17 protein-coding genes and 1 pseudogene are annotated in these 20,811 nt (G+C 70.6%); 13 read left to right on the forward strand and 5 right to left on the reverse strand.

Annotated features, from left to right (window positions below; translation table 11 throughout):
• Position 1: 1 nt before the first annotated feature.
• Complete coding sequence (locus G6N23_RS09105) at positions 2–1,417, reverse strand: DUF4226 domain-containing protein (protein ID WP_085259570.1); 1,416 nt, start codon at positions 1,415–1,417, stop codon at positions 2–4.
• Between the two features lie 167 nt (positions 1,418–1,584).
• Between G6N23_RS09105 and G6N23_RS09110 the strand changes: the two genes are divergently transcribed.
• Positions 1,585–3,528 carry a primosomal protein N' gene (locus tag G6N23_RS09110; protein WP_085259626.1) on the forward strand — a complete coding sequence of 648 codons (1,944 nt, stop codon included), beginning with the start codon at positions 1,585–1,587 and terminating at the stop codon, positions 3,526–3,528.
• A 15-nt stretch (positions 3,529–3,543) separates the two neighbouring features.
• Here the strand turns inward: G6N23_RS09110 and G6N23_RS09115 are convergent, their stop codons facing one another.
• Both G6N23_RS09115 and G6N23_RS09120 read right to left on the reverse strand, forming a co-directional pair.
• On the reverse strand, positions 3,544–4,386 hold the full coding sequence (locus G6N23_RS09115; protein WP_085259569.1) for a universal stress protein: 843 nt from the start codon (positions 4,384–4,386) through the stop codon (positions 3,544–3,546).
• Positions 4,387–4,398: 12 nt separating this feature from the next.
• Positions 4,399–5,382, reverse strand: a complete 984-nt coding sequence (locus tag G6N23_RS09120; protein WP_085259568.1) for an Acg family FMN-binding oxidoreductase — start codon at positions 5,380–5,382, stop codon at positions 4,399–4,401.
• Positions 5,383–5,657: 275 nt separating this feature from the next.
• Between G6N23_RS09120 and G6N23_RS09125 the strand changes: the two genes are divergently transcribed.
• From G6N23_RS09125 to ribD, 6 genes and pseudogenes are all read left to right on the forward strand, one after another.
• Entirely contained in the window at positions 5,658–6,548 is an 891-nt protein-coding gene (locus G6N23_RS09125; protein ID WP_085259567.1) for a universal stress protein, read from the forward strand.
• A 69-nt stretch (positions 6,549–6,617) separates the two neighbouring features.
• Positions 6,618–8,129 (forward strand): bifunctional aminoglycoside phosphotransferase/ATP-binding protein, encoded by a 1,512-nt coding sequence (locus G6N23_RS09130; RefSeq protein ID WP_085259566.1) that lies wholly within the window; start codon positions 6,618–6,620, stop codon positions 8,127–8,129.
• 37 nt (positions 8,130–8,166) lie between these two features.
• A pseudogene (fmt, locus tag G6N23_RS09135) lies at positions 8,167–9,110 on the forward strand (methionyl-tRNA formyltransferase).
• A complete protein-coding gene (locus G6N23_RS09140; protein WP_085259565.1) occupies positions 9,107–10,513 on the forward strand; it encodes an RsmB/NOP family class I SAM-dependent RNA methyltransferase in 1,407 nt (468 codons plus the stop codon). The pseudogene fmt and the gene G6N23_RS09140 overlap by 4 nt, the downstream one beginning before the upstream one ends.
• Before the next feature lie 4 nt (positions 10,514–10,517).
• Positions 10,518–11,195, forward strand: coding sequence for a ribulose-phosphate 3-epimerase (gene rpe, locus G6N23_RS09145; protein WP_173675025.1), 678 nt, complete (start codon positions 10,518–10,520; stop codon positions 11,193–11,195).
• The gene (gene ribD, locus G6N23_RS09150) at positions 11,192–12,223 is read left to right on the forward strand and encodes a bifunctional diaminohydroxyphosphoribosylaminopyrimidine deaminase/5-amino-6-(5-phosphoribosylamino)uracil reductase RibD (RefSeq protein WP_085259563.1); all 1,032 of its coding nucleotides are present in this window, start codon (positions 11,192–11,194) and stop codon (positions 12,221–12,223) included. Before rpe ends, ribD begins: the two co-directional genes overlap by 4 nt.
• Before the next feature lie 54 nt (positions 12,224–12,277).
• On the opposite strand, the gene G6N23_RS09155 is transcribed toward ribD, so the two are convergent.
• Positions 12,278–13,831, reverse strand: a complete 1,554-nt coding sequence (locus G6N23_RS09155) for an MFS transporter (protein ID WP_085259562.1) — start codon at positions 13,829–13,831, stop codon at positions 12,278–12,280.
• On the reverse strand, positions 13,831–14,529 hold the full coding sequence (locus tag G6N23_RS09160; protein WP_085259561.1) for an LppX_LprAFG lipoprotein: 699 nt from the start codon (positions 14,527–14,529) through the stop codon (positions 13,831–13,833). Before G6N23_RS09160 ends, G6N23_RS09155 begins: the two co-directional genes overlap by 1 nt.
• 362 nt (positions 14,530–14,891) lie before the next feature.
• Here G6N23_RS09160 and G6N23_RS09165 point away from each other — a divergent pair, with 362 nt between their 5' ends.
• From G6N23_RS09165 to rapZ, 6 genes are all read left to right on the forward strand, one after another.
• Positions 14,892–15,497, forward strand: a complete 606-nt coding sequence (locus G6N23_RS09165) for a riboflavin synthase (protein WP_085259560.1) — start codon at positions 14,892–14,894, stop codon at positions 15,495–15,497.
• Between the two features lie 99 nt (positions 15,498–15,596).
• On the forward strand, positions 15,597–16,874 hold the full coding sequence (locus tag G6N23_RS09170; protein WP_085259624.1) for a bifunctional 3,4-dihydroxy-2-butanone-4-phosphate synthase/GTP cyclohydrolase II: 1,278 nt from the start codon (positions 15,597–15,599) through the stop codon (positions 16,872–16,874).
• Positions 16,875–16,894: 20 nt separating this feature from the next.
• Positions 16,895–17,350 carry a 6,7-dimethyl-8-ribityllumazine synthase gene (ribH, locus tag G6N23_RS09175; protein WP_085259623.1) on the forward strand — a complete coding sequence of 152 codons (456 nt, stop codon included), beginning with the start codon at positions 16,895–16,897 and terminating at the stop codon, positions 17,348–17,350.
• Positions 17,347–17,820, forward strand: a complete 474-nt coding sequence (locus G6N23_RS09180) for a PH domain-containing protein (protein ID WP_085259559.1) — start codon at positions 17,347–17,349, stop codon at positions 17,818–17,820. The genes ribH and G6N23_RS09180 overlap by 4 nt, the downstream gene beginning before the upstream one ends.
• Positions 17,821–17,830: 10 nt before the next feature.
• Positions 17,831–19,789, forward strand: a complete 1,959-nt coding sequence (gene uvrC, locus G6N23_RS09185) for an excinuclease ABC subunit UvrC (protein ID WP_085259558.1) — start codon at positions 17,831–17,833, stop codon at positions 19,787–19,789.
• Entirely contained in the window at positions 19,786–20,721 is a 936-nt protein-coding gene (gene rapZ / locus G6N23_RS09190) for an RNase adapter RapZ (RefSeq protein ID WP_085259557.1), read from the forward strand. The genes uvrC and rapZ overlap by 4 nt, the downstream gene beginning before the upstream one ends.
• The last annotated feature ends 90 nt before the right edge of the window (positions 20,722–20,811 follow it).

The following is a 20,811-nucleotide window of genomic DNA, read 5'->3' on the forward strand; positions in this document are numbered from 1 at the left end:
GTCAATGCCGGTGGCCGCCGGTCCCCGGACGCAACCGCTCCGGGTCGAACACCGGCAGCCGGCGGCGGTGCGGTGCCGTCATGTGGTCGTGCGCGAGCGCGTCGCCGTGCCCGGAGGCGATGTCGCCGATGCTGAACAGCGACTCGGTGCCCGGCGTGAAGTAGCGGCTGTGGCCGGCCGTCGGGGAGGGCGGGCCCGGGATCTCGGCTTTGAACCGGGTCGACCCGTAGCCATCGTCGGCCGGATCGCGGCCGAGCCCGACCGTGGCCGTGGTTCCGGGCACCGGCAGCTGCGGTTCCCCGGCGAATCCGGTGACCGGGTCCCAGGATGTCGCGCCCACGTAGACGTGCCCTCCGGCGGGCAGGTGAAAGTCCTCGGCGCTGCGCGCCAGGTCGGTTCCCGGCGAGCCGACGAGCACCACGTCGTCGGCCCGCATCCCGAAGCCGGCGGCGGCGTCGGCCACCGTCGTCGAGCCGTAGGAATGCCCGATCACCGTGATATGCGATGCGCCGCGGTGCGCCGCTCGCAGGGCGTCGATGTCCGCGGCCAGCAGGACGCCACCGGCTCGTGCTGAATTCGGTTGTGCCACCGACGGATCGAGCAGGCTGTCCGGGGCGCGGTAGCCCATCCAGATGATGACCGAATTGGACCGGGCAGGGTCGGCGCGGGCTACCTCGCGGTAGAGGTTCGCCGCATCGCGGTGCGTCAGGTAGCCGTCGCGGACGCTGCTGTGTGCCCCCGGTACCAGCACGGCGGTGTTATCGGCGATATCGGGATCACCGATCGCGATGGCGGCCCGGCCCCGGCCGCCGAACGCCGACGGGTCATAGCTGATCAGCAGTACCGGATTTGCGTCGTCGCGAGCGTTGGCCCGCAGTCCGTCGCGGACCCGGAGCGCGTTGTCATAGCGGATCATGTCCGCGGCGCTGATCGCCTCGGTGGCGTTCTCCACCCGGCCGATGTCCTCGGCGAGCAACTGCCGGTTGACTTGATCGCGGACCCGGGCCGGGACGCCGGGCAGTGTGATCGGCCCCGGATGCCCAGGGGCGCTCGGGGGTTCGCTGCGGGCCGCATAACCGCCACCCAGTGAGCGCAGCAGTGCCGTACGGGCCCGCTCGTCCGCCACGGCATCGGTGACCACCCGGCGGATGTCTCGGGTCTTGGCGGTCAGAAAGCGCTGGAATTGGCGGGCGCCGGCCGGGGTGTCCAACGCCAGCGTGCCCTGATCGCCCACCGCAGCGCGGATCTCGGCCCCGATGGCGTCGAGGCGCCGGCGGCCGTCGCGGGCTCTCTCGACCGCTTCGCGCAGCGCCGCGGACAGCAGCTGATCGGTGTCGGCCGAAACCCGCCGCCGGGATATCAGGGAGTCTTCGCGGGCTCGTGCCGCGTCCGCATGGTCCCCGCACTCCTCGGGCATACCGCAGCAACGTAATTCGGTGCGGCCGACGGCGCGGTCGCCGATCCACAGACCACCCGGCTTGTGATCCAGCGGCTGCCGCGGTCGGCAGAGTCTGCTAGACCTGCGTGGTGAGCGTCGAGAGCGAACCCAGCGATCCCGCTGAACCCGTGGCCCGGGTGCTGCCGATGCTCTCGGTGCCGCACCTGGACCGCGAGTTCGACTACCTGGTCACCGCGGAGCAGTCCGAGGATGCTCAGCCCGGCGCGCGGGTGCGGGTGCGCTTTCACGGCCGGCTGGTCGACGCCTTCATCTGGGAACGTCGTGCCGACACCGACCACGCCGGCAAGCTGGGCCGGCTGGAGCGGGTGATCTCCAGCGAACCGGTGCTCACCGCCGAGGTCCGCCGGCTGGTGGAGGCGGTGGCAGCCCGCTATGCCGGCAGCCGGGCCGACGTGTTGCGGCTGGCGATACCGCCGCGGCATGCCCGGGTGGAACGCGAGGCGGTGACCCCGGCGCAGGCCCCGGTGCCCGCACCGGTCGACCCGGCGGGCTGGCAGCGCTACCAGGCGGGCGAGCCGTTCCTGGCGGCGCTCGGGCAGGGCCGGGCCGCGCGTGCGGTGTGGCAGGTGCTGCCGGGCGATTCGTGGACCGACCGGTTCGCCGAGGCTGCGGTGTGCGCCATCCGGGCCGGGCGCACCGCCCTGGCGATCGTGCCCGACCAGCGCGACATCGATGCGCTGTGCAGCGCCGCGACGGCCCGGATCGACGAGTCCGCCGTGGTGGCGCTGTCGGCGGGCCTGGGACCCGCCACCCGCTACCGGCGCTGGTTGTCGGTGCTGCGCGGCGGGGCCCGCCTGGTGGTAGGTACCCGCAGTGCGGTGTTCGCCCCGCTCGCCGAGCTGGGACTGGTCATGGTCTTCGACGACGGCGATGACAGCCTTGCCGAACCGCGGGCGCCCTACCCGCACGCCCGTGAGGTGGCGATGCTGCGGGCGCACCTGGCGGGCTGCGCAGCGCTGATCGGCGGGTACGCGCGCACGGCCGAGGCGCACGCGCTGGTACGTGCCGGGTGGGCTCACGATCTGGTGGCGCCCCGGACGGTGCTGCGGGCCGCGGCGCCGCGGGTGGTGGCCCTCGACGACACCGGGTACGCCGAAGAGCGGGACGCCGCGGCGCGCACCGCGCGGTTGCCCTCGGTCGCGCTGCAGAGCGCGCGCAGCGCGCTGGCCGCTGGGGCGCCGGTGCTGGTCCAGGTGCCACGGCGCGGATATGTGCCCTCGCTGGCGTGCGGGCGCTGCCGTGCGGTCGCCCGATGCCGGCACTGCACCGGCCCGCTGTCACTGCCGGAACGCGGCGGTGCCGCCGTCTGTCGCTGGTGCGGCCGGGTCGACCCGGCGTTGCGGTGCGCCCGCTGCGGCTCCGATACCGTGCGGGCGGTGGTCGTCGGCGCCCGGCGCACCGCCGAAGAACTCGGCCGCGCCTTCCCGGGTACCGCCGTGGTCACCTCAGCCGGTGACACCATCGTCGATCGCACCGGCGGCGGCCCCGCCCTGGTGATCGCCACGCCCGGCGCCGAGCCGCGCGCGCCGCAGGGCTACGGGGCGGCGCTGCTGCTGGACAGCTGGGCGCTGCTGGGCCGCCAGGACCTGCGTGCCGCCGAGGACACCTTGCGGCGCTGGATGACCGCGGCGGCACTGGTACGCGACCGCGACGCCGGCGGGGTGGTGACCGTGGTCGCCGAATCGTCGATCCCGACCGTGCAGGCCCTCGTCCGGTGGGATCCGGTCGGGCACGCCGAGGCCGAGCTGGCCACCCGCACCGACGTCGGATTGCCGCCGGCGGTGCACATCGCGGCCCTCGACGGCGACCCGGACTCGGTGGCGGCGCTGCTGGAGCAGGTGCGGCTGCCCGAGGGAGCCGACGTCCTCGGCCCGGTGCCACTGCCGCCGGGGGTGCGCCGCCCGACTGGCGTCCCCGACGAGCTTCCCGTGATCCGGATGCTGGCCCGGGTCGGGCGCGACCACGGTCTGTCGCTGGCGGCGGCGCTGCGCCACGGCGTCGGGGTGCTCAGTGCCCGCGGCTCGCACCACCCGGTGCGGGTGCAGATCGACCCGTTGCACATCGGCTGACAACCGGCGGCCGGATCACAGCCAGCACCTTCGATCGCAGAACATCAGGGTGCAGCCGGAGGCTTCCAGGGCGGTACGCCCGGGTGGTCCCAGCAGCACATCCGCCGGACCGGGCCGCTGTGGATCGACGACGATCAGCTGAACGGGGGTGGCGGCGCGGAGCAGGTGCTCCAGGTAATTGAGCAGACCATTGTGGTCACGGACCGATTCGACGTCGAGATCCGGCTGATCTGCCCGCCAGCGGGCCACCCGGTTCTCGAGTTCCGCGGCAACCCGCCGATCCAGCGCCGGGCCGGGGTCATCGGGGCCGCCGCGGCGGGTGTCCTGCAGTGTGAACACGCGCAACGGCGCCGAACGCAGCCGCGCTTCGGCGACGCCTTGTTCAAGGACGGCGTCGCTGCCCGACGAACCGTCCACGACAGCGAGCACCAGCCCGGTCCCGTCCGGCTCGGGGCGGGCGCGTCGTGGCACGACCGCCACCGGGCAATGCGCCGAGACCGCCAACGCCGCCGCGGTGGATCCGATACGGCCGCGGCTGGCGTGTTTGAATCCGATGGAGCCGACGCACACCATGGCCGCCGATCGGGAGGCCTCCAACAGTGCGGTGGCCGGGGGTCGACGCACGATCTCGGCCTCCAGTCTGGCCGGTTTACCGGTCGATTCGACCGCGCTGATCGCGCCACGGATCTTGCTCTCGGCGGCCGCGACGTCATCGGTGTCGTCGAGCGCGTACACCAGCAACAGCGGAATATCGCGGTCGACGGCCTCGTCGAGGGCCCACATGACGGCTTGCGCCGCTGCGCGTGACCCGTCGACACCGACGACCACATGCGGGGATGAGGAGCACCGCTCACGCATGACGACAGCCCCTCATCCCCCCGGCAGCTCCAGCACGTCGTCGAGCGGGCGCCGCGGCGTGCGGGGTGGTGGCTCATCCGTCGCGGGAGCGTGTCCGATCCGGATCAGCACCTGGGGCACCGCGTCGCCGCCCACCAGCGTCTCGACGATCTCCCGGGCGACCTGTACCTCGGTGAGGTGGGTCAGCGGGCAGGTCGCCAGACCGGCCATCGTGCATTCCAGCAGGACCGCCGAGAGCGCTTCGCCGGTCGTCAATGCGGCTCTGCGGGTGTCACTGTCGGTGGACAGCACCACGATCGTCGACTGATCCTGTTGGATCCGATTTCGTCGTTCGGCATGGTGGACGGCCGGAAACTTCCGGCCGATATCCATCCGGCCGCCTTCGCTCGCCGTCGCCAAGGCGCTGTAGGGAATACCCGCGGATTCCTCGAACGGCACTGTCCAACGGCGTAATTCGGCGTGGTAGGTGGAATCGTAGAGCCGTAACGACTCCGCGAGTTGTGATGCCTGCACCAGGCGCGGCCGGGCGTCCTCGCCCAACACATCCAGGTGCACGTCATGATGGCCGAGGCGGTTGCGCAGTACGGGTTCGAACAGTTCCCAGTCCGCCGGAGACTGCAGTGGTAATCGGTCGCTGCGGCGTTCCCAGATCGCTGCTGCCCTGCGGCGGTGTCCATCGGTGACGTAGGCCATCCGGGCGACTCGGATCGACGCGAGGTGGTCGGGATCGTTGGGATTGGGAAACCGCTCGACGTCGGAGCGCAGGCCTGCCGAGCACATGGCCACCCGGAAGTGGTCCAGTGCCGCGCCGCAACCGATGATCGCCTCACGCCCGGCCCGGTCGGTCGGCAGCACCCGGCTCGAGTCGAGGAACAACTGCAGCACAGCGCCGTCGAACACCCACCGCCACGGCTGGATGTTGTGCAGCGACGGGGCACGGCATGCCGCCCGTACCGCGTCCTTGACGGTCTCGGTCGCCACCATCGCGGCAGACATCTCGGCCTCCGATCTCCACCTGCCCTCCATGATGGCGCGACTCCGAGGTCCGCGGAAGGGTCGTTGGTACTTCGGGCCGCGCCATTGGGCCCGCTCCCCGGTCGGTACTGCCCCGGATTCCGGCCGCCGCGGGTAGATGTGTCGCGGTGACGGGGCCATCGGCTCACCGGTTGAGGTCCAACGACCCCTGCCGAAAGTTCGATCCCGCAGTAACTTCTAAAGAGGAGCCCGCCGGCGGGCCGGCCGGGCGATCGCGTTGGTTGGAGGGCCGCACGATGTCACAGATCGGGACGACAACCGGAATCGTGGTGGGTGTCGATGGATCGCCTGAATCCGACGCCGCGGTGGCCTGGGCGACGCAAGAGGCGATCATGCGCACCTTGCCGATCACCTTGCTGCACGTGGTGACGCCGTTGGAGACCGGATGGCCGCCCGGGCCGTTGGTCGACGGCATGCCTCGCTGGCAGGCCGACGCTGCGCAGGAGATCCTCGCGCGTGCCTGCAACGTGATCGAGGCCAGCCGGGACGGCGCGGCGCCGCCCCAGGTGCACAGCGAGGTGGCCTATTCCCAGGCTGTCGCCACCTTGATCGGTGCCACCAAGGGCAGTTGGATGACGGTCGTCGGCTCCACGGGCCTGGGCGCCATCGGCCGGCTGCTGCTGGGCTCGGTGAGCACAAGCCTGATTCACCACGGGTACGGCCCGGTCGCGGTCATCCGCACCGACCGGGATTATGCGAAAGATGCGCCCGTGGTGGTGGGAATCGACGGGTCGCCCGCGTCGGAGACGGCGACGGCACTGGCGTTCGACGAAGCCTCCCGCCGCGGAGCGCCGCTGGTGGCCTTGCACGCCTGGAGCGACGTCGGCGTCCTGCCGATCCTCAACATGGACCGCGGCGACTACGAACGCCAGGGACAGGAGATCCTGGCAGAACGCCTCGCGGGTTACCAAGAGCAATATCCCGATGTGTCCGTCGAGCGGAGGGTGGTCTGTGACCAGCCCGCCCGCTGGCTGGTCCAAGCGGCCGAGCACGCTCAGCTGGTGGTCGTCGGCAGTCGCGGCCGCGGCGGGTTCGCCAGTCAACTGCTGGGGTCGGTCAGCTCCGCCGTGGTACACGCCGCGGGGGTCCCGGTGATCGTCGTGCGCCCACGGCCGTCCGAGAAATGACCCGCGGCAAAGAAAGTGCGGTCGCTTGACCGCTCGGGGACGTGGCCGCGAGGGTGAACACTGGATGCCATGGAGTCCGCGACACCCGGCGACATGAGCGCACCGGAGGTGCCGCCCTACATCCAGGCCTACGAAACGCACACCGGCGTGGTCGTTGTAGCCGGCGATCGGGCCTACAAGGCCAAGAAGCCGGTGCAGACCGACTTCCTCGATTTCCGCACGGCCGAGCAGCGCGAACAGGCATGCGCGCGTGAAGTAGAGCTGAACAGCCGCCTTTGTCCCGAGAGCTATTTCGGGATCGCGCATCTGAGCGACCCCGCCGGTGCGGCTCCCGAACCGATCATCGTGATGCGGCGCTATCACGACGACGACCGACTGGCTTCGATGGTGAAGCGCGGCGAGCCCGTCGAACATGTACTCGACGGCATCGCTGACCTACTGGCCGATTTCCATGATCGAGCGCAGCGCGACCGGCGCATCAATGCGCAGGGTGAGCCCGAGGCGATCCAGCGGCGGTGGGATGACAATTTCCCCACGCTGCTCCGTCACGCCGACACCGCTGTGCCGTCCGAGACCGTGCGGCGTGTGCGGGACCTCGCCGCCCGATACGTCGCCGGCCGGGCGCGTTTGTTCTCACACCGGGTCGAGGAGGGGTGCATCGTCGACGGCCATGCCGACCTGCTCGCCGACGACATCTTCTGGGCCGACGAACGGCCGGTGCTGCTGGACTGCCTGGAGTTCAGCGACGAACTGCGCTACATCGACCGGATCGATGACGCCGCCTTCCTGGCAATGGATCTGGAATTTCTCGGGCGCAGGGACCTGGCCGACTACTTCCTGGACCGCTATGCGGCGCGTTCGGGCGACAGCGCGCCGTCGTCGCTGCGGGCTTTCTACATCGCCTACCGTGCGGTGGTGCGGGCCAAAGTGGACTGCGTGCGGCTGACGCAGGGCAGGCCGCGGGCCGGGGCGGCCGCGGCTGCGCATCTTGCCATCGCCCTGAACCATTTGGAAAGTGGCGCGGTTCGGCTGGTGCTCGTCGGCGGCGGTCCCGGAACCGGAAAGTCGACCCTGGCCAGAAAGCTCGCCGAACAGGTCGGTGCGGTGGTGGTGTCCACCGACGATGTGCGTCGGGAATTGCGCAGCGCCGGGCAGCTCAGCGGCGAGCCGGGCACCCTCGGCGCGGGGCTCTACACCGCCGACAACATCGCGGCGGTCTACCGGGCCATGCAGCAACGGGCGGGGATGTGCCTGGCTGACGGCCGTTCGGTCGTCCTCGACGGAACCTGGCGCGACGCGAAGTTCCGCGCCCAGGCCCACCGGCTGTCCGCCGACACACACGCGGCGATCGCCGAGATCCTCTGTGTGGCACCGGCTGATGTCGCCGCCGACCGAATCAGAAACAGGGCGCCGGGCAATTCCGATGCGACACCGCAGATCGCCGCCGCGCTGACCGCCGAAGACTTCGAATGGGACACCGCGCATCGCATCGACACCTCGCAACCACTCGATCACTGCGTGCGGGCAGCCCGTGAGTTGTGGCGCGCCGCGATCCAGCCGCGCGATCACGGCGTGCGGTAGCGGTCGCGGCGCCCCGCGACTTCCCTAAACTGTGCCGGTGCGCATCGTCTTCGCCGGCACCCCGGACACCGCGTTGCCGTCGTTGCAACGGCTGATCGACTCACCCCGTCACGAGGTGGTCGCGGTACTCACCCGACCTGACGCGGCATCCGGCCGGCGGGGACACCCGCAGCCGTCTCCGGTGGCGCGACTCGCCCTCGACCACGACATCCCGGTGCTTCGCCCGGACAAGCCGAACTCCGCCGAGTTCGTTGCGGAGCTGGCCGGACTCGCACCGGAGTGCTGCCCGGTGGTCGCCTACGGAGCGCTGCTGCGCGACGGGTTGTTGGCGGTGCCGCCGCAGGGCCGCCGCAGGGCTGGGTCAACCTGCACTTCTCGTTGCTGCCGGCCTGGCGGGGTGCCGGTCCGGTGCAGGCGGCCATCTCCGCCGGTGACGAGGTCACCGGGGCGACCACGTTCGCGATCGAGCCGGACCTCGACTCCGGGCCGGTATACGGCGTCGTCACCGAGACGATCCGGCCCGATGACACCGCCGGTGAGCTGCTGGGCCGGTTGGCGGTCTCGGGCGCCGAACTGCTGACGGCCACCCTCGACGGGATCGCCGACGGCGCGCTGACCCCGGTGCCGCAGTCGCGTGACGGGGTCAGCTACGCCCCGAAGATCAGCGTCGACGATGCGCGGGTGCGCTGGGACCTGCCCGCCGCGGTGATCGAACGCCGCATCCGTGCCGTCACCCCGCATCCGGGGGCCTGGACGCAGATCGGTGACCTGCGCGTCAAGCTCGGTCCGGTGGTCATCGCTGCCGACGGTCCGGAAAGCCTGGCGCCCGGGGACATTCACGCCGACCGGCGCGACGTCTGGATCGGCACCGGATCGGCGCCGGTTCGGCTGGGCCAGATCCAGCCGCCCGGAAAGAAACTCATGAACGCCGCCGACTGGGCGCGCGGTGCCCGGCTCGACTCGTATGTGCGGGCGTCATGACCCGCCCGCCCCGTCATCCGCAGCGACCCGCCGGTGGGCCGCGCAAACCGCGCCGTAAACCGCTGGATCCGGCGCGGCGCGCCGCGTTCGACGTGCTGCAGGCGGTCTCGCAACGCGACGCCTACGCCAACCTGGCGCTGCCGGCGTTGCTGTCCGAACGCGGGATCAGCGGCCGCGACGCCGCTTTCGCCACCGAACTGACCTACGGAACCTGCCGGGCCCGCGGGCTGCTCGACGCGATCATCGCAGCGGCGGCGCAGCGTTCGCCGGAGGCGATCAACCCGGTGCTGCTGGACCTGCTTCGCCTGGGCGCCTATCAGCTACTGCGTACCCGGGTCGACGCGCACGCCGCGGTGTCCACCACGGTCGAGCAGGCCGCCATCGAATTCGATTCGGCGCGAGCAGGATTCGTCAACGGGGTGCTCCGCACCATCAGTACCCGCGATGAAGCCTCCTGGACCGCGGAGCTCGCGCCGGACGCGACCGCCGACCCGATCGGTCACGCGGCGTTCATTCGCGCGCACCCGCGCTGGATCGCGCAGGCGTTCGCCGACGCCCTGGGGTCGGCCGCCGGGGAACTCGACGCGGTGCTGGCCGCCGACGACGAGCGTCCCCAGGTTCATCTGGCCGCACGGCCGGGCATACTGACCGCCGCCGAACTGGCCGCCGCCGTGGACGGCACTCCCGGCCGGTATTCGCCGTACGCGGTGTATCTGCCCGGCGGTGACCCCGGGCGGCTGCAGCCGGTGCGCGACGGCCAGGCCCTGGTCCAGGACGAGGGAAGCCAGCTGGTGGCCCGTGCGTGCGCGCTGGCCCCGGTGGACGGTGACAGCGGGCGGTGGCTGGACCTCTGCGCGGGGCCTGGCGGCAAGACCGCGCTACTGGCCGCCCTGGCAGCCGGGAGCGGGTCGCGGGTGACCGCGGTGGAACAGTCCCCCCAGCGGGCCGCCCTGGTCGCGGAGAACACCCGCGGCCTGGATGTGGAGGTGCTGACCGCCGACGGCCGAGAGTCCGGCCTGGAACCCGGGTTCGACCGGGTGCTGGTCGATGTGCCCTGCACCGGCCTGGGTGCACTGCGCCGCCGGCCCGAGGCACGTTGGCGGCGCCAACCCGCCGATGTCCCGGTCCTGGCGAAACTGCAGCGTGAACTGCTGGCGGCGGCGATCGGGCTGACCCGGCGCGGGGGAGTGGTGCTCTACGCGACGTGCTCGCCGCACCTGGCCGAAACCGTCGGCGTGGTGGCCGATGCGCTGCGGCGCCACCCGGTGACCGCGCTGGACACCCGGCCGCTGTTCGCGCCCCTGGACGGTCTGGGCGTGCTCGGAGACGGCCCGCACGTGCAGCTGTGGCCGCACCGGCACGGCACCGACGCCATGTTCGCCGCGGCGCTACAAGTAATCTGAGCCCATGTCACGACCCATGATCGCCCCGTCGATCCTGTCGGCGGACTTCGCCCGGCTCGCCGACGAGGCCGCCGCCGTCAAGGGGGCGGACTGGCTGCACGTCGATGTGATGGACGCCCACTTCGTGCCCAACCTGACGCTGGGCCTGCCGGTGGTGGAGAGCCTGCTGGCGGCCACCGACATCCCGATGGACTGCCACCTGATGATCGAGAACCCGGGCCGTTGGGCGCCGCCGTACGCCGAGGCGGGCGCCTACAACGTCACGTTCCATGCCGAGGCCACCGACAGCCCGGTCGCAGTGGCCCGCGACATCCGGGCCGCCGGCGCCAAAGCGGGGCTCAGCATCAAACCGGGCACCCCGCTGGAGCCCTATCTGGAGATCCTGCGGGACTTCGACACCCTGCTGGTGATGTCGGTGGAACCGGGATTCGGCGGGCAGTCCTTCATCCCCGAGGTGTTGGGCAAGGTACGCGCGGTGCGCAAGCTGGTCGATGCCGGGGAGTTGAGCATCCTGGTGGAGATCGACGGCGGCATCAACGCCGACACCGTCGAACAGGCCGCCGAGGCCGGCGTCGACTGTTTCGTCGCCGGCTCGGCCGTCTACAGCGCCGAGGACCCGGCCGCGGCGGTGGAGTCGCTGCGCCGCCAAGCCCTCGCCGCCTCGCCGCATCTGCGCGCATGACCGCCGACCCGGCAGCAACAGCCGCCGCCGGCCACGACGCCGCGATGCTGCTCGCCATCGAGCAGGGCCAGCGGGTCAAGGGCAACACCTACCCCAACCCACCGGTCGGCGCCGTGATCCTGGACCGGGACGGCCGGGTGGTCGGCGTCGGAGGAACAGGGCCGGTCGGTGAGGCGCACGCCGAGGTGGTGGCGCTGCGCCGCGCCGGTGAGCTGGCCGCCGGGGGCACGGTGGTGGTCACGCTGGAGCCGTGCAATCACCACGGCCGGACCCCGCCGTGTGTGGACGCACTGCTGGCCGCCGGTGTGGCGCAGGTGGTCTACGCGGTCACCGACCCCAACCCCGAGGCCGCGGGCGGGGCGGCGCGACTGGCCGCCGCCGGGGTCCAGGTGCGCTCCGGGGTGCTGGCCGACGCGGTGATCGCCGGGCCGCTGCGGGAGTGGCTGCACAAGCAGCGCACCGGCTTACCGCACGTCACCTGGAAGTACGCCACCAGCATCGACGGCCGCAGCGCGGCCGCCGACGGATCCAGTCAGTGGATCACCAGCGAGGCCGCCCGGGCCGATCTGCACCGCCGCCGGGCGACCGCCGACGCCATCGTGGTGGGCACCGGCACCGTGCTCGTCGACGATCCGACGCTGACCGCCCGGCTGCCCGACGGCACGCTGGCCGACCGGCAGCCGCTGCGGGTGGTGGTGGGGGAGCGCGAGATCTCCGCGGATGCGCTTGTGCTCAACGACGACTCGCGCACGATGGTGATCCGCACCCACGATCCGGCCGAGGTGTTGCGGGCATTGTCCGACCGCACCGACGTGCTCCTGGAGGGTGGGCCGACGCTGGCGGGAGCCTTCCTGCGGGCCGGCGCGATCGACCGGATCCTGGCCTATGTGGCGCCGATCCTGCTGGGCGGGCCGATCACCGCCGTCGACGACGTCGGCGTGCCCAGCATCGCCCGGGCGCTGCGGTGGCGGTTCGACACCGTCGAGCCGATCGGCCCGGATCTGCTGCTCAGCCTGGTGCCGCACTAGTGGCTTGACCCGCGAGCAGTCGCAGAACCGCACCGCGCGGGTGCCGGGCACGGCTCACCGGGAGAGGGAGGCCTCCGGCTCGGGGAGTTCGGCGTCCTCGGCGAAGTGCTTGTTGCTGCCGATGAACAGCCCGAGCACTGCCCCCACCACGCAGACGATCGCGGTGATCCCGAAGATCTCGCCGTACATCATGGCGAACGCCAGCTTGGAGTTGTGCGCGGTCGCGGCCATCTTCTCGGCCAGACTGCCGCCAGGCACCTTGGGGATGCCGGCCAGAATCTGGTTGAACCGATACAGGCCCCACGCCGACAGGGCGGCCATCCCGACCAGCATCCCCGTCATCCGGGCCACCACCACACCGGATGCGGCGATGCCGTGCTCGCGGGGCGGCACGGCCCGCATCACCGCCGACGTCAGCGGGCCGATCACCAGGCCCAGCCCGAAGCCGGCCATCATCTGGTCGGTGTCGAGGGCGGGCAGCGAGAACAGCCCGAAGAAATCGTGCCGATACGCCAGCAGGTCGACCGGCCATTTCGAGATCAGCCAGTAACCGCCGGCCGCGATCAACAGGCCGGCGAACGTCACCGCGCGGTCCCCGGCCCGGGTCGCGATCCAGCCGCCCACCATGGCGCCCACCGGCAGCGCGATCAGAAACCGCAGGAGCAGCCCGGCGGCTTCGTTCTGGGTCATTCCCAACACACCCTGCCCGAACAGCTCCACGTCGACCAGCGTCACCATCAGTGCCGCACCGGCACACACCGAGGCGCCCAACGCAGCCAGGAAAGGCCCGAACCGGGCCCCGGTCGGGTCGATCAGCTTGGTGCGGGCGAACCGCTCCCAGACGGCGAACGCCACCGTGGCGACCAGGGCGGCCCCCAACACCGGCAGCCCCCAGTCGGGCAGGGCCTGCTTGGCGTTGGGCTCGGGGTTGTAAAGGCCGACGACGGCCAGGCCCAGCGCGAGTGCCAACAGCAGCCCGCCGACCACGTCGACGCGTTCGGGCGGAGTCCCGTCGTCTGCGGACTCGGCCCGCGACGGCAGGCTGAAGTGGATCATCAGCATCGCGATCGCGGTCAGCGGCACGTTGATCCAGAACACGTCGCGCCAGTCGCGCAGCGCCCAGACGATGAAGATGCCGTACAGCGGACCGAGCACGCTGCCCAGTTCCTGGGCGGCGCCGATCCCGCCGAGCACACCGGCCCGGTTGCGTCGCGACCACAGATCGGCGCCCAGCGCCAGGGTCACCGGTAGCAGGGCGCCGCTGGCGACGCCCTGGATGGTGCGGCCCACCACCAGCATCGACAGGTCCGTCGACATCGCGGTCACCACCGAACCGACGGCGAAGGTGGTCAGGCTGACCTGCAGCAGCAGTTTGCGCCCGAAGCGGTCGGAGGCCCGGCCCAGCAGCGGCATCGCGGCGATGTAGCCGAGCAGGTAGCAGGTGATGATGGGGGTGAGCTGCTGGATCTTGTTGATCGGGATCCCGACACCGGCAGGCTGCGGCGCCATGATGTCGCGCATGATCGTGACCACGACATAGGTGTCGAGGGCACCGAGCAGGACGGCGAGGCTGCCTGCGCTGATCGCGAGTCGGCGGTTGACCCGCATCACGCTCCCGCCGGCTTCTCAACGGTGACCGGGGCGTTCCAGTTCGACAGCGTCATCTGAATCGAGTTACCCGCGCTGGGGTCGAGCTTGGCCTGAACCAGCTGGTGGTCATCGTCCTCGGAGATCCAGACCGTGCACGGCGTCGGGGCGGTGGCCTTGAGCTGCGGTGCGAGCTTGTTCACGGCGTCGGCGGGCGTCTCACCGGTGATCCGGATCGTCTTGTGGCCGTTGATGGTGTCGCGCCCCTGCGATTTCGGATCGTTGAGGTTGGCCAGCATGTTGGCCAATCCCTTGTCCGGGCTCAGGATCGCGGCGACGTCGTAGATCTTCTCGGCGGCGCCGTAGTTGTCGTAGTCGTCCCCGGTGATCGCCGCGTACAGATCGCCGTCGATCACGATGAACTTGGCGTCGACGTCGCTGCCGAGCATGGTGATCGTCGTGCTGCCCTTGGCCGCGGTGGTCGGCTCGTTGGTCAGATCGCCTTCGAGGGTTTTGACCGGCAGGTTTTTGATCTGGCCGGTCACCGACAACGCCAGGTGTGCGCTCTTGAGGTCGGCGGTGGTGGAGGCGGACTCCTTGACCAGGGGCGTCGCGTCCGGCAGCGGGCCGCCGGCGTCTTTGCTGGAGCAGCCGGCGAACAGCGCGGCGGCGGTGGTGGCGGTGGCCAGTGCAATCAGAAGTCTGCGCATGGGGGACATCGTATAGAGGCCGCCGGGTGGGGGCAGGGCAGCGTGGACACCACCGAGTGGCGAGGACCCCGTTCATGGGCACCGGCGATCCAGCGACTTCCCAACCCGACTCGAGGCCCCCGCCGCGCCGATCACCGGCCGGTGCCTCCGATGCCGGCACGACTTCATCGCGCGACTCGCCTGCGACCAATGCTCAACAGCACTGGCCGCCAAGAGCATTGGGGTGGCGCCACGCCGCGGCGAGCCGATCAACCTCGGCGCAGCGCGGTGAAGCCGGCCGTGGATCGAATGCCTTCGGGTGAACCGAACCCCACCGGGGAGGCCCCATCGGTGCCTTTTGGCCCGCCTGCGATCACCGCTAGCCTGAGGTGATGTTCACCGGAATCGTCGAGGAACTCGGCGAGCTGGTCAGCCGCGACGAGCTGACCGACGCTGCGCGACTGGTCATCCACGGCCCCACCGTGGCCTCCGACGCCCGACACGGTGATTCGATCGCCGTCAACGGGGTGTGCCTGACCGTGGTCGAGGTGCTGCCCGACGGCCGGTTCTCCGCCGACGTGATGCGCGAGACGCTGGACCGCTCCAGCCTGGGATCGTTACAGGTCGGGGAAGCGGTGAACCTGGAGCGCGCGGCCGCACTGGGCAGCCGCCTGGGTGGGCACATCGTGCAGGGCCATGTCGACGGAACCGGGCGGGTGGTGGCCCGCACACCGGCACAGCACTGGGAGGTGGTGCGGGTCGCGCTGCCGGCGTCGTTGGCCCGCTATGTGGTGGAGAAGGGCTCGATCACCGTCGACGGCGTCTCGCTGACGGTCGCCGCATTGGGGTGTGATCCGGATCACTTTTTCGAGGTCTCGTTGATCCCGACCACACTGGAACTGACCACGCTGGGCCGGGCCCCGGTGGGTACGCTGGTCAATCTCGAGGTGGATGTCATCGCCAAATACGTCGAACGCCTGGTGACAAATCCCGCTTGATGAGTCACGCGGCAATCCGTGCTCCCGGGGTGGTTCATACTGAATGGGCGGGTTGCGCCGACCGGGCGGCCCCTGACGGCGAAACGCAAGGTGGCACAGATGACGAAGTTGGACACCGTCGAGCGGGCGGTTGCCGACATCGCGGCCGGTAAAGCCGTCGTCGTCATCGACGACGAGGACCGGGAGAACGAAGGCGACCTGATCTTCGCCGCCGAGAAGGCCACCCCCGAACTGGTGGCGTTCATGGTGCGCTACACCTCGGGATATCTGTGCGTGCCGTTGGACGGCGCCATCTGCGACCGGCTGGGCCTGCTGCCGATGTACGCGGTGAACCAAGACAAGCACGGCACCGCCTACACCGTCACGGTGGACGCCAAGAACAATGTGGGGACCGGGATTTCGGCTTCGGACCGGGCGACCACGATGCGCCTGCTTGCCGATCCGGGCAGTGCCGCCGACGAATTCACCCGGCCCGGTCACGTGGTGCCGCTGCGTGCCAAGGACGGCGGCGTGCTGCGCCGGCCGGGTCATACCGAGGCAGCGGTCGACCTGGCCCGGATGGCGGGCCTGCAGCCGGCCGGCGCGATCTGCGAGATCGTCAGCCAGAAGGACGAGGGCGCGATGGCCCAGACCGATGAGCTGCGGATCTTCGCCGACGAGCACGGCCTGGCGCTGATCTCCATCGCCGACATGATCGAGTGGCGCCGCAAGCACGAGAAGCACATCGAGCGCGTCGCCGAAGCCCGTATCCCGACCCGGCACGGTGAGTTCCGAGCGGTCGGCTACACCAGCATCTACGAGGACGTCGAGCACGTGGCGCTGGTCCGCGGGGAGATCGCCGGGCCGCACAACGACGGCGACGACGTGCTGGTCCGGGTGCACTCCGAGTGCCTGACCGGCGACGTCTTCGGTTCGCGGCGCTGCGACTGCGGCCCGCAGCTCGACGCCGCGCTGGCGATGGTGGCCCACGAGGGCCGCGGCGTCGTGCTCTACATGCGTGGGCATGAGGGCCGCGGCATCGGGCTGCTGCACAAGTTGCAGGCCTACCAACTGCAGGATGCCGGCGACGACACCGTCGACGCCAACCTCAAGCTGGGGCTGCCGGCCGACGCGCGCGACTACGGCATCGGGGCGCAGATCCTGGTGGACCTCGGGGTCCGTTCGATGCGCCTGCTCACCAACAACCCGGCCAAGCGGGTCGGGCTGGACGGCTACGGGCTGCACATCATCGAGCGGGTGCCGCTGCCGGTGCGGGCCAACGCCGAGAACATCCGCTACCTGATGACCAAGCGTGACCGGATGGGCCACGAACTGGCCGGGCTGGAGGACTTCGACGAGTCCGCGCACCTGCCGGGCGAATTCGGCGGAGCACTGTGAGCGGTACCGGCGTGCCGGACATGCCGGCGCTCGACGCCTCCGGTGTGCGCCTGGCGATCGTGGCCAGCACCTGGCACACCCGGATCTGTGACGCCCTGTTGGCCGGCGCCCGCAAGGTGGCCGCCGACGCCGGCGTCGCCGACCCCACCGTGGTGCGGGTGCTCGGTGCGATCGAGATCCCGGTGGTGGCCCAGGAGGTGGCCCGCAACCACGACGCGGTCGTCGCGCTGGGTGTGGTGATCCGCGGTGGCACACCGCATTTCGACTATGTCTGTGACGCGGTGACACAAGGTCTGACCCGGGTGTCGCTGGACGCGGCGACACCGGTGGCCAATGGGGTGCTCACCGTCAACGACGAGCAGCAGGCGCTGGATCGCGCCGGGCTGCCCGGTTCGGCCGAGGACAAGGGCGCCCAGGCGGCCGCCGCCGCGCTGAGCACGGCACTGACCCTGCGCGACCTTCGCGCCGCGCTGTGACGCCCCCGTCGGGGTCCCCGCAGTGGGATCTGCAGGTCCGTCCGCGGCTGATGCGGATCGGCTTATGGAGCGCCGCGGTCCTGATCGTCGCGATCCACGTCGTGGTGAGCTTTCTGCTGACGATCCGCTCCAGCGGGGTGATCTTTCGTACCTATGACCGGGTGGCCGTCGTGGTGCTGGGCATCATCGTGGCCGGCTCGCTGCTGCTGTTCGCGCGCGCCCGGGTGCGGGCGGGCGCGTCCGGGGTGTCGGTGCGCAACGCGCTCGGCGACCGGCTGATCCCGTGGGCGCACGTGCTCGGAGTGTCCTTCCCGGTGGGCAAACGCTGGGCCCGGCTGGAGCTGCCCGACGACGAATACATTCCGCTGGTCGCCATCCAGTCCGCCGACAAGGAGCGTGCGGTGCAAGCCATGCGCGAGTTGCGGGCCCTGGTCGCGCGCTACCGGCCGTCTGACCCACCGCCCGACTAGCCTGGTAGCCGTGCCAGACCCCGCGACCTATCGCCCGGCGCCCGGCTCCATTCCCGTCGAGCCCGGTGTCTACCGGTTTGTCGACCCGCACGGCCGGGTCATCTACGTGGGCAAGGCGAAAAGCCTGCGGTCGCGGCTGACGTCGTACTTCGCCGACATCGCCGGCCTGCATCCGCGGACCCGCCAGATGGTGACCACCGCGGCAGGCGTGGAGTGGACGGTGGTCAACACCGAGGTCGAGGCGCTGCAGCTGGAATACAACTGGATCAAGGAATTCGACCCGCGGTTCAACGTCCGCTACCGCGACGACAAGACCTATCCGGTGCTGGCGGTCACCTTGAGCGAGGAGTATCCGCGGCTGATGGTCTACCGCGGGCCGCGACGCAAGGGGGTGCGCTACTTCGGGCCCTACTCGCACGCCTGGGCGATCCGCGAGACCCTGGATCTGCTGCTGCGGGTGTTTCCGGCCCGCACCTGCTCGGCCGGTGTGTTCAAGCGCCACCAGCAGATCGGCCGGCCCTGCCTGCTGGGCTACATCGGCAAGTGCGCGGCACCGTGTATCGGGCGGGTCAGTGCCGAGGAGCACCGGCGGATCGTGGACGACTTCTGCGACTTCCTGGCCGGCAAGACCGACCGATTGGTCCGCAGCCTCGAACAGGAGATGCTGGCCGCCTCGGATCAGCTCGACTTCGAGCGGGCGGCGCGGTTGCGCGACGACGTGTCGGCGCTGAAACGGGCCCTGGAGAAGCAGGCCGTGGTGCTCGGCGACGGCACTGACGCCGACGTGGTGGCGTTCGCCGACGACGAGTTGGAGGCGGCGGTCCAGGTGTTCCACGTGCGTGGCGGGCGGGTGCGGGGCCAGCGCGGCTGGATCGTCGAAAAGCCCGGCGACCCCGGTGATTCGGAGAACTCCCTGGGCCGACTCGTCGAGCAGTTCGTCACCCAGTTCTACGGCGATCAGGCCGAACTGGAGGGTTCCGCCGACGAGCCGACCAATCCGGTGCCCCGCGAGGTGCTGGTGCCCTGTCTGCCGGCCAACGCCGACGAGTTGGTCAGCTGGCTGTCGGGCCTGCGGGGTTCGCGGGTGTCACTGCGGGTGCCGTTGCGCGGCGACAAACGCGCGCTGGCCGAGACCGTGGAGCGAAACGCCAAAGACGCACTGCAGCAACACAAGTTGAAGCGTGCCGGGGATTTCACCGCCAGATCCGCTGCGCTGCAGAACATTCAGGAGGCATTGGGTCTCGCCGATGCGCCGCTGCGCATCGAATGCGTGGACATCAGCCATGTGCAGGGTACCGACGTGGTCGGGTCCCTGGTGGTGTTCGAGGACGGACTGCCGCGTAAATCGGACTATCGGCACTTCACCATCCGGGAAGCCGCCGGCGAAGGCCGCTCCGACGACGTGGCCTCGATCGCCGAGGTGACCCGCCGCCGGTTCCGCCGTCACCTGGACCCGGAAGTGCTTGCCCCGGAAGGCAAATCACGTAAATTCGCCTACCCTCCGAACCTGTATGTGGTGGACGGTGGGGCTGCGCAGGTCAATGCCGCGGCAGCGGTGCTCGCCGAGCTCGGTATCACCGACGTCGCGACCATCGGCCTGGCCAAGCGCCTGGAGGAGGTGTGGGTGCCCTCCGAGCCGGACCCGATCATCTTGCCGCGTCAAAGCGAAGGCCTGTATCTGCTGCAGCGGATCCGTGACGAAGCGCACCGGTTCGCCATCACCTACCATCGCAGCAAACGGTCCAAGCGGATGACCGCGTCGGTGCTGGACGCGGTGCCCGGCCTCGGCGAACATCGGCGCAAGGTGCTGATCTCGCATTTCGGCTCGGTGGCGCGGTTGAAAAGGGCTACCGTCGAGGAGCTCACCTCGATCCCGGGAATCGGCGCGGCGACCGCGGCGGCCGTACTCGAGGCGTTGGGGGCCGACGGCGCGACGGGCGCCGCTGAACAGCAACGGATGTCGGGATGACCAGGGAAGCACCGAAGGGCGTGCGGGAGCGCGACGTCGCCGGCCCCGGCGACGGCGCCGGCATCGACGTGGTGTTGGTCACCGGGCTGTCCGGCGCGGGCCGCGGCACCGCCGCCAAGGTGCTCGAGGACCTGGGCTGGTACGTCGCCGACAACCTGCCGCCGGACCTGATCACCCGGATGGTGGACCTGGGGCTGGACGCGGGCTCGCGGATCACCCAATTGGCGGTGGTGATGGACGTGCGCTCGGCCGGTTTCACCGGAGACCTCGACTCGGTCCGCAACGAGCTGGCCACGCGGGGAATCAACCCGCGGGTGCTGTTCATGGAGGCCGGCGACGACGTGCTGATCCGCCGCTACGAACACAACCGCCGCAGCCATCCGTTGCAGGGTCAACAGACGCTCACCGAGGGGATCGCCGCCGAGCGGGTCATGCTGGCGCCGGTCCGCGCGGTGGCCGACCTGGTCATCGACACCTCGGTGCTCAGTGTGCGCGAGCTGCGGGAGAGCATCGAGGAGATGTTCGGCGGGGACGCCGTCACCGCTCCCACGTCGATCACCGTCGAGTCCTTCGGCTTCAAGTACGGCCTGCCGATGGACGCCGACATGGTGATGGACGTGCGGTTCCTGCCCAACCCGCACTGGGTCGACGACCTGCGCCCGCACACCGGACAGCATCCGGCGGTGCGCGACTACGTGCTGAGCCAGGCGGGTGCCGACGAGTTCCTCGAGGCCTACCATCGGCTGCTGTCTCTGGTGGTGGGCGGCTATCGACGAGAGGGAAAGCGATACATGACCGTGGCCATCGGGTGTACCGGCGGCAAACACCGCAGTGTCGCCATCGCCGAGGCGCTGGCGAGGCTGTTGGACACCGAGGACGACCGGCACGAGCTGTCGGTGCGGGTGCTGCACCGGGATCTGGGCCGCGAATGAGCTGCGCCGGCGACGATGCAGTGGGGGCGCCCCCAGCCGCGCAGCGGCGAGGGGGACGGAGCTTGCGGAGCGATGAGGAGGAGCGGCGCC

Source organism: Mycolicibacter terrae (genome assembly GCF_010727125.1).
Classification (GTDB): Bacteria; Actinomycetota; Actinomycetes; order Mycobacteriales; family Mycobacteriaceae; genus Mycobacterium; species Mycobacterium terrae.